Origin of the sequence: Thioalkalivibrio sp., assembly GCF_007692535.1 — a bacterium.
Classification (GTDB): domain Bacteria; phylum Pseudomonadota; class Gammaproteobacteria; order Ectothiorhodospirales; family Ectothiorhodospiraceae; genus Thioalkalivibrio.
The window spans coordinates 1-9,656 of the sequence record NZ_REBW01000190.1 but is presented as its reverse complement, the minus strand read 5'-3'; the positions used below and the strand labels follow the sequence as shown (position 1 = coordinate 9,656).

The following is a 9,656-nucleotide window of genomic DNA, read 5'->3' as shown; positions in this document are numbered from 1 at the left end:
ACATCCGGTGTGTTCGAGCGTGATGCGGATGTCTCTACGATTGCGGCATTCGAGGGCACCAAGGACGCCCAGCGTGACGATGCCGAGGAATTCTCGCAATTCCTTGATTCCCTGTTCCTGGATCCGCTTCAGCCAGCCAGCGGTGAAATTGCTGCCATGAGCCTTGGTACCCAGAGCAACCGCTTGCTCACCCTGTCCAGCACTTCGGTCACCGAAGACGGGAGCCGTCGAACGGCACGGGAAGCGCGGCGCGGGAGTCCGGACACGGTGTTTGTTGCAGTGGCACCAGCCGCAGTCGAGTCGGACAGCGGAACCTATACAGAGAGGTGCGTCGCGGGCGGGGAGTTCTCCGTCGACTTCGTCACCGAAGAAGAGCTAAAGGATGGCTTCTTCCGCGAGGAGGGCACCTTCACCTGGAGCTTCAACGATTGCGCAACCAACGCCAACGGCAAGGCCGTCGTGCTGAACGGAAGCTGGATCGCGAGCTACGATTATGAGGACAGCTGGACCGTTTCCCAAGCCGGAGTGGAAACGGGTAAGTGGACCGAGGCCGCCACAAACGAGGTCGATCTGCGGGGAACGATCGACGGTATCGAAGACGCCATGGTTCTGGTCGGATCGATCGAGACCTCGGAAGCCGCCGACTACGTATGGTCCGACCCCGAGTATTCCGAAAAAGGCACGCTTACGATCAAGGTTCCAAGTCTGGAAGCCCGGCTGCTGGCCGAACCTGGCCGCACGGTGTATCTCGGTCAGTTGGATACGTCCGTCACCGAAGACTTCGACTACCAGGAAATCTCCCTGGGCGGAGACTCCTTCAGCTGGACCGAGGACAGCACGATTCTTGTGGCTGGCAGGGTTGCCTCCAGCGGCATGGACGGTTCGCTGCGCTCGAGCACCCAAAAGGCGATCAAGTCCAGCGATTCATCCGCCGCCACCGGAGAATTCTGCCCGAGTGAAGGAATCGTGGTGATCTCCGGGGCTGAGGGATTCGATGCCGAAATCCGATTCGGTGCCGATACCGGGACCACGGGTGTTGCCGCTCAGGTGGTCACGGTCGGTGATTTCGCAAGTTACGTGAACTGCAACGAAGTCGATGACCTCGAGTTGCTCATTCTCGGTCCGTTGTCCGCCATCATGGGTGGGGCAGAGCCTCAATAGCGGTTGATATCCTCCACCGCTTGACGAAAATCGGAGGTTTGCCTCCGCTTTTCTTCCGCGGTGGTTACACGGGCACACCCGGACCGGGCTTTCGCAGGAAGCCCGGTCCGGTTCCGGGTTTCCGCCACGAGGACAGAGTCGGCCTGAGTCGATGAAGATGATCACTTCCAGTCCAGATAACCGGCGCCTCGATGGGATGGTCGATCTCCACGGCCACCTGTTGCCGGGAATCGACGACGGCGCCCGGGATCTGGAACAGGCGCTCAACATGGCCCGGCTCGCCGTGGCCGACGGCATCGTCATCTCGGTGCTGACACCGCACCACCTGAACGGCGTCTACGACAACCCGGCCATGCACGTGCGCGAGCAGTGCGCGTCCTTTCGCCGCGCGTTGCGTGAGCAGGATATCCCGCTGGATGTGCGGCCCGGGGCCGAGTGCCACCTCGTGCCTGAGCTGCCGGCCGCGTTGGCCAAGGGAACGGCGCTGACCATTGCGGACCGGAAACGGTCCGTGCTCGTCGAACTGCCCGTGTACACGGTTCCCCTAGGCGCCTACAGCATTCTCGAGGACATCCTCGCGATGGGGCTGCAACCGATCATCGCGCATCCGGAGCGCAATGGGGAACTGGTCGACGGGAGCGAAAAGCTCGCGGAATGGATCGAGATGGGCTGCCTGGCGCAAGTGACCGCGCAGTCCTGTACCGGGCGGTTCGGGCCGCAGGTGCAGCGGGCCGCACGGCGCATGCTGCGCAACGGGCTGATCCATGTGATGGCTTCCGACGCGCATCGCGACAAACGCCGTGTCCCCGAACTCCGCGCGGCGCGCGAGACGGTCGCGCAATGGACCTCGCACGAGGTCGCCACGCTGCTGACCGAAGACTTTCCGCGTGCGTTGGCCGACGGGCAACCCGTGGCGGTCGACCGGCTCAAGCACGCGCTACCCTCTCGCCAGCGTGGCTGGGCGAACTGGCTGCGCCGGCTTCGGGCGTGACGGCCGAGGCTGCGCTCGACACGCGACGGTTGAGCGCCCGCGAGTGTATCTATAGAGTAGCGAAGGATCGACCAGGGGGCTGCGGGAACGATACGCCCGCCGCATGGCGACGTCTGTAGCGGCAACGCGGGAGAAGCACATGATGCGAACGACATCTTTTTCGGGTTGGCTGACGGCGGCGCTGGTCGCACTGGGCTTGACCGCGGCCGGCGTGGCGCTCGCGGGGCCGGTGGGCAACCTGGACATCCAGGGCAATGTCCGCATCGCGCAGCCCGGCTCCGACGTCTTTTTCCGGATGTCGAATACCCGGTATCCCTGGTTCCAGGGGGATCGCATCGACACCGGTGGCGGCACGGCGGTCATGGACCTCGATGGCGGCGTGAACATCGGCTTCGCGCGGGAAACCCGCGCTGCCCTGACCGTGGAGGCAGCGGTCGTTCGGGTTGAGCTTGAGTCCGGCGCATTGCTGTATGCCATTCCCCAGTCCCGAATGGACCTGGTCATCACCAGCGGCGAGGACGTGCTTTCCACCCGCGCCGATGCCGAATACCTGCGTGTGAGCGCAGCAGGGCCGGGCTCGTTCGGGATCGTGCAGCGGCTCGATAACGGGCAGCTGCGGGTCACGGTACGGGACGGCACGATGGTCGTCGGCGACAAGGCCGGGAACGTCCACCACCGGGTCGAGGCCAACCAGCGTGTCGATTTCTCCGGCGGCGGGCCGGGCCTGCTGATTGCGCAGATCGAGGCCATCACGCCACCGCCGGAGCCGGAACCGGAGGTCGTGGCCGAGCCCACGCCGCCGGCGGAACCCGCCCCCGGCGAGATGAACCCCCTCGTGGTGGGAGGATTGGCGCTCGGTGGTCTTGCGGTCCTCGCTGCTGTGGGTGGTGGCGGGAGTAGTAGTCGTCCCGCCAGCCCCTGACGCAGCGCTGTGGCATGTCCTTCGCCAGGTCCAGGACGAACGGCAGGGTGCTGACCCTGCAGCGGGCCGCGGCTCGATGGGCCGCGTCAGGCGCTCTGCTTGCCTCGGCCGTTCTGGTCCTTTTCGGTTGTGCCGCGCCGCCAAACGGTTCCACGCAGGCCGTTTCCGCAGACGAATTCCAGGAACAGATCGCCAGCGAGGCCCGCGTCGCCGATCTCAACGAGCAGCTGCTGTCGCTGGCCGTGGAGTCCGGCCTCGGCGGCGGCCTCTACCGGGTCGGTCCGGAGGACCAGCTCCGGATCGACTTCTTCGGCGTTCCGGAGCTCTCGCGGGAGTACCGCGTCGACGGGCGCGGCAACATCATGATGCCGCTGGTGGGGCAGGTCTCCGTCGCGGGACTGACGCTGGACGAGATCGAACAGGGGGTTGCGGCGAAATACAGCGAATCCTACCTGCGCAGCCCGCAGGTCAGCGCGCAGGTCACCGAATACCGGAGCCAGCAGTTCACCATCGTCGGTGCGGTCGCCAACCCGCGGGTGTACTCGGTTAGCCGGCAGACCACGCTCATCGAGGCCCTCGCGATGGCCGGCGGGGTCACGCAGGACGCCGGGGACATGGCGTACCTTACCGACCGGACCCGGAATCCGGAGACCGGCCAGCTGCAGACCCGTACCCTGCTAGTGGCGCTCGATGAACTCATGCGCGATGCGGGCGAGAACAATGTCGTGCTCGGCGAGTCCGCCCTGATCAACGTCCCGCGCGGCGGTTTCGTCTTCGTGGAAGGGGCCGTGAACCGGCCTGGCGGCGTCGCCCTGCGGGGCGACATCACCGTGCTGAAGGCCATCGCCGAGGCCGGGGGCCTGAAGTTCGAGGCCGACAAGTCCTCGGTCCGCGTGGTTCGGCGCAATGCCAGCACCGGTGAATGGAACCACCTCGACATCGACTACCGGGTGGTCCGTGACGACCCCTCCCGGGACATGCGCCTGCGCAACGGGGATGTCGTCGCGGTCGATACCGATACGCTCAAGGCGGGTTGGGTTGGCTTCTGGCGCAACGCTTCGGCGATTGCCTGGTTGGGATGGCGGCCGCTGCAATGACGTGCGCGCGGGCAGCCGCCTTGATCCCCGCGCGGTGTGGAGCGAGCCTGCCAGACGTGTTGCCGAGCGGGAGGACCCATGACCTTCGGGACTGACAGGGACCGCCCCGGCCACCACCTCAAGCCGGTGTCGAGCAACGGCGGCCAGGTCACGCTGTATGCCCCCGACGCGTCGGTCATGGACGACGACGACAGCATCGACCTGCGCGAGTACTGGCGCATCATCACCAAGCGCCGGTCGGTGATCCTCAGTGTGCTTGCGACCGTGCTGGTCGCGACGCTGGTGGCGACGCTGCTGATGCTGCCCGAATACCGGGCCACCGTGACCCTGCAGATCAACCCCGAGGCCGCCCGCATCCTCTCCTACGCCGACTTCGAACCATCGGCATCCGGCAGCGCCGGCATCCAGCAGTTCCTGACCACCCAGCATGGTGTCCTGGCCAGTCGGTCGCTGGCCGAGGCGGTGGTGATCAAGCACGGCCTGACGGACCATCCAGAGCTCACCGGCGAGCTGCGCCAGCGCAGCATCCTCGCCGAGCTGCGCGCATTGACCGGTCTTCTGACCGGCGCGCTGCAGTCCTCGGGCGAAAGCCGCGCCAGTGACCCGGCGCAGCCGGACGAGGCGGCAGCCCAGGAGAGGCGGACCCGTGCGGCCACCAGTCGTTTCCGGGAGCGCATCGAGGTGCAACCGGAGCGAAATTCCCAGTTGGTCCACGTCAGTTTCGTCAGCTTCGACCGGGAGTTCTCCGCGCAGATGGCCAACGCGGTGGCGCGCGAGTACATCGAAAGCACGATGCAGCGACGCTTCGATGCCGGCAGCGACGCACGGGAGTTTCTGCAGGAGCAATTGCACGAGATGCGGATCGCGCTGGAGCGTTCGGACTGGGAACTGGCCGACTTCGCACGCCGGGTACGGGTCTCCGATCTCTCGGCCAACCAGGAAATGGCGCGTGACGGGCTGCGCAGCCTGAACGACAGTCTCGAAATGGTGCGCCAGGAACTGGTGCGGCTTGCCGGTTGGCGGGAGCTGGTCCAGCAGGGTCGGATCGATCATCTGGACCCGGTGGCCAACAGCGTCACCATTGCCGAGCTGCAGAAACGGCTGCTCGATGCCGCGACCGAATACGCAAGCCTGTCCGAGCGGTTCCTGGACGACTATCCCACCGTGGCCGAGACCCTGCGGCGCATGGAACTGCTGCGCGCGGAGATCGCGGCCGAGCGGCGCAGGATCGCCGACGGCATTCTCGGGCGTTTCGAGACGCTGCGCGCGCAGGAGACGGCCCTGGAACAGGCTCTCGCCCAGCGCGAGGAACGCATCATGGCGCTGAACGAGCAGGCCGTGCAATACAACATCCTGCGCCGCGAGCACGAGACCAACCGCGAGATGTACGACGGCCTGCTGCAGCGGATGAAGGAGGTCGGCGTTGCCGCCGGGGTGCAGGAGAGCAACGTCGCGGTGATCGACGCCGCGCAGGTGCCGGGGGGCGCCTTCCGGCCCGTGCTGACCAAGAATCTCGCGATCGCCTCGCTGCTTGGCGTGATGATCGGCATCGGCCTGGCGCTGCTGCTGGAGTTCCTCGACAGGACCGTCCGGCACGCAGAAGACGTCGAGCGCTTGGTGGAGCTGCCTGTGATGGGCCTGGTGCCGCTTGTGCGTGCACAGGGTCAGGACGAGGAACCGCACGAGGTGCGAATCCCGGAGCGCGTGCTCAGTCACTTCAGTGCCAGGCGTCCGGACTCGGCGGTCTCGGAGGCCTTTCGTTCGCTGCGGACCAGCCTGATGTTCTCGACGCCAGAGGGCATGCCCCGCACGCTGCTCGTCACCAGCACCTCGCAGGGTGAGGGCAAGAGCACCAGCTCGGTGAACCTGGCCACGGTGCTCGCCCAGAACGGTTCGCGCGTATTGCTGATCGACGCCGACCTCCGCAGGCCGTCGCTGCACCGGGACTTCGGGAGACCGCGCTCACCCGGCCTGACCAACAGCATTGCGCAGTTTGAGCAGGGCACGAGCCTGGATCGGTCGTCGATCCATTCCACCGACGTGGAGGGCCTGTCGGTGATGCCCGCGGGGCATTCCACGCCGAAGCCGACCGAGCTGCTCAGTTCGAGCCGTCTGTCCCGGGTCATCGCCGAGTGTCGGGAGATGTTCGACTACGTGATCATCGATGCGCCACCGATCCTGGGCCTGGCCGACGCGGTCGTGCTCTCGCGCATGGTGGGAGGCGTGATCGTGGTCGTGGCGGCCGGTCGCACGGGCAAGGAGAACTTCCGTGTGGCCGTGCGGCGGCTGCAGCAGGTCCAGGCGCCGCTCCTCGGCGTGGTGCTGAACCGGGTTGACCTCAACAGTCCCGACTACGCCTACTGCTCCTCCGAGTACTACGGTTACCAGGAAGAGCCCGCACTCCCTGAGTCTCCGAAGTTGCCCGTGAGCAAGGCGTCCTGAGCGGAGAAAAATCGCGGTGTTGACACGGGTTCCCCGCGGCTGGCTGCTGCTTGCCATCGCCGGCCTGATCGCGCTGGCGATCGTCTTTTCCGAGTACCGCGCCCTTGGCGCTCTCGACTTCGATGACGACGGCGCCATTCGGGGTGAGCTCCAGGTTGCGCTGCCTTGGGGAGGGTTCGCCGGTCGCCGCCTCGCGGCCGCGGCGGAGGATCACTGGAGACAGTATCCCGAGGCGGCCGAGGACTTCCTGACGTGGCAGCTGCAGCGTTACCCGGTCGACCACAGCCGTTGGCACCAGCGCGCGATCATTGCCCAGTACCTCGGCCGTGACCCGGATCTCGTGCTCGCCCACCTCGAGGCCGCCGTTGCGGTGCAGCCGTTCCACCGGGAGACGCGCTGGCGGGCGGCCACCCTCGCGCAGCTGTTGGGCCATCCGGACCTGGCCGTGACCCACCTCCGGCATTGGCTGGACGGGCAGCCGCACGCCACCGAGCAGGTGCTGTTCACCGCGGGCCGCTGGATCCAGGAGCCGGAAGAACTCCTGGATCGCGTGGTTCCGGACGGCGAGGCGTATCTGGCCGCTGTGCTGCGCTTTGCACGGCAACACGGCCGGGTGAATCTTGCCCGGGCGGCGTGGGCGCGACTGCCGGCGCCGCGGCCCCAGGGGGATGCGGGTCTGCTCGATTATGTCGACCTCGCGCTCGCGACGGGCGACCATGACGCGGCAATGGCGGCCTGGACCGACACCTTTCCCGACTACCGCCCGGGGCAGGTCCCGAACGCGGATTTCCTGCACGACCTGGGCAGCCCCAACGGACTCAACTGGAACACGCGCATGCCTGCCGGCAGCCGGGCGAGCAGGGACCCGCAGCGCTTCGTCACCGAACCCGCCAGCCTCCGGCTCGACTTCGATGGTCGCGAGAGCCTGCATCTCGGGCGGCCCTCGGTCCGTATCCCGGTGGTGAAACACGATGGTGGCTGGGTACTCTCGGGATACTGGCGTGGCCAGGGACTGACGACCCGGGCGTTGCCCTACCTGAGCGTCTGGCCCGAAGGCGGCAGCCGGGTGCGCGTGGACGTGCCTGCCGCGACCTTCGGTTGGACGCCGTTTCGCATTGCGATCGAGGTCGAGGTCACGGCCGAAGCCGAGGCCGAGGCCGCGCTGGAGGCATCCGGCGTCGCTCCCCTGCTGCACCTGCAGGTGCGCCGGGATGTACCCCAGCACCATTTCGACCGTTTCCTCGCCGGCAGCCTCTGGCTGGATGCCCTGCGAGTGGAACGACTTGATACGGACATGGCCGAATGAGTAGCAGGAGCGAGCCAAAAACCCCAGCAGCCCAGGCCCGGCTGGTCAAAAAAGTGACGGGATTCGTCAGGGGCTTGGTTCGTCCCCGTGTAAACTATTGAATTCCATGGATCGGATATGTGGATCAATATTTGCATATACTCTTCTGTGAAACCGCGGGCGCCATGCATGCCCGCACGAGCAGCAAACGGTGAACCCACTCTGGAACAGGGAAAACAGGAAATAACGGTGAGAGTACGATGCCCTACCGCAGTCCGCCGCAGGGTGCGGTTGCGCGCGCGGCGACGAATTCCCCGCAATAGAGGCCTGTGCGACAGGGCGAAACCGCATCATGTATGAAGAATTCTACGGGCTGAAGACGGATCCGTTCCGGCTGACCTCGGATCACCGTTTTTCCTTCAGCCACGCGAGCTACAGCAGGGCCAGGGCATCGGTGCAATATGCGCTGCTCCGGGCCGAGGGCTTCGTGATGATCACCGGTGGGCCGGGGACCGGCAAGACCACGCTGATCCACGACCTGATGGCCGATCTGCCGCGCAACGAGTTCATCGTAGGCTACCTGGCCAGTACGCAGCTGGGAGCGGACGACCTGTTGCGGATGGCCGCCCATGCCTTTGGCGTGGAGGCCGCCGTTCCGAAGAAGGCGCAGATCCTGATGCGCCTGATGGAGTTCCTGTCCCAGCAGTACCGGCTGGGTCTCCACGCGCTGTTGATCATCGATGACGCGCAGGATCTCGCTCCCGCGGCGATGGAGGAGCTGCGGTTATTGAACAACCTGCAGCAGGGTGGGCAGCAACTGCTGCAGATCGTCCTTCTCGGGCAGGAGGAGCTGCGCTCGCTGCTCCGCAGGCCCGAAATGGAACAGGTGCATCAGCGGTTGGTGGCGGCCTGGCACCTCGAGCCGCTGAGCCCCGAGGAGACGGTCGGCTACGTTCGGCATCGTCTCGAAACGGCCGGCTGGACCGGCGACCCGGTGATCGAGCCCGGTGTGCTGCCGGTCGTGCATGCGTTCAGCAGGGGCGTACCCCGCCGCATCAACCTGATCTGCAGCCGGCTGCTCCTGTACGGATTCCTGGAGCAGCGCCACAGCATCACCCAGGCCGATGCCGAGACCGTCGCGCACGACCTCGGCGATGAGGAACTCACGCACCACGATCGCGACGATCCATCGTCTCCGCCCGAAGAGGGCCTGCGCGCAGCTGCCACCGTAGCCCCGCACGCATCCGGCGAGAAGGGGCGCGCCGCGGCGCGCGAAACGCCGGCGGTAACCGCGGCAACCTGGAAGCGGATCGATCAGGGGCTTTACCGTACCGACGTGCTGGCCCCGCCATCCACTCCCGGCAAGGTGGAACCGTTGGAGGAGATCGGTGGGCTGGTCAAAAAGGGTCGTGTCGAGGCGAAAGCCGCCGAAAGCGAGCCAGACCGGCCACCGCAGGCCGCGCCGCTCAAGCCTCATCGAAAGGTTGCGCCCGGAGCCGGCGAACGCAGGGAAGAGCCGACCGCATCGCCAGCGGGGCCGGGAGCGGCCCGCAAGGAGCCGACCGCCAAGCCCAAGCCCAAGCCCCAGCCCGAGTCTAAGCCCGAGTCTCAGTCTAAGCCCGAGCCTAAGCCCGAGCCTAAGCCCGAGCCTAAGCCCGAGCCTAAGCCCGAGCCTAAGACCGAACCTAAGACCGAACCTAAGACCGAACCTAAGGCCGAACCTAAGGCCGAACCTAAGGCCGAACCTAAGGCCGAGCC

7 protein-coding genes are annotated in these 9,656 nt (G+C 66.3%); all 7 read left to right on the top strand.

Going from position 1 to position 9,656, the window contains the following annotated elements:
* Positions 1-1,161 (top strand): hypothetical protein (locus tag EA346_RS11215; RefSeq protein ID WP_296758592.1); only part of this gene is annotated, 1,161 nt, incomplete at its 5' end.
* 157 nt (positions 1,162-1,318) lie between these two features.
* A complete protein-coding gene (locus EA346_RS11210) occupies positions 1,319-2,152 on the top strand; it encodes a CpsB/CapC family capsule biosynthesis tyrosine phosphatase (RefSeq protein WP_296758591.1) in 834 nt (277 codons plus the stop codon).
* 139 nt (positions 2,153-2,291) lie between these two features.
* The gene (locus EA346_RS11205; protein WP_296758589.1) at positions 2,292-3,074 is read left to right on the top strand and encodes a hypothetical protein; all 783 of its coding nucleotides are present in this window, start codon (positions 2,292-2,294) and stop codon (positions 3,072-3,074) included.
* 47 nt (positions 3,075-3,121) lie between these two features.
* Complete coding sequence (locus tag EA346_RS11200) at positions 3,122-4,171, top strand: polysaccharide biosynthesis/export family protein (RefSeq protein ID WP_296758587.1); 1,050 nt, start codon at positions 3,122-3,124, stop codon at positions 4,169-4,171.
* A gap of 78 nt (positions 4,172-4,249) precedes the next feature.
* Complete coding sequence (locus EA346_RS11195) at positions 4,250-6,613, top strand: polysaccharide biosynthesis tyrosine autokinase (protein WP_296758584.1); 2,364 nt, start codon at positions 4,250-4,252, stop codon at positions 6,611-6,613.
* A gap of 16 nt (positions 6,614-6,629) precedes the next feature.
* Positions 6,630-7,919: a hypothetical protein gene (locus tag EA346_RS11190; protein ID WP_296758583.1), complete on the top strand. Its 1,290-nt coding sequence runs from the start codon at positions 6,630-6,632 to the stop codon at positions 7,917-7,919.
* A gap of 331 nt (positions 7,920-8,250) precedes the next feature.
* Positions 8,251-9,656 (top strand): AAA family ATPase (locus tag EA346_RS11185; RefSeq protein ID WP_296758582.1); only part of this gene is annotated, 1,406 nt, incomplete at its 3' end.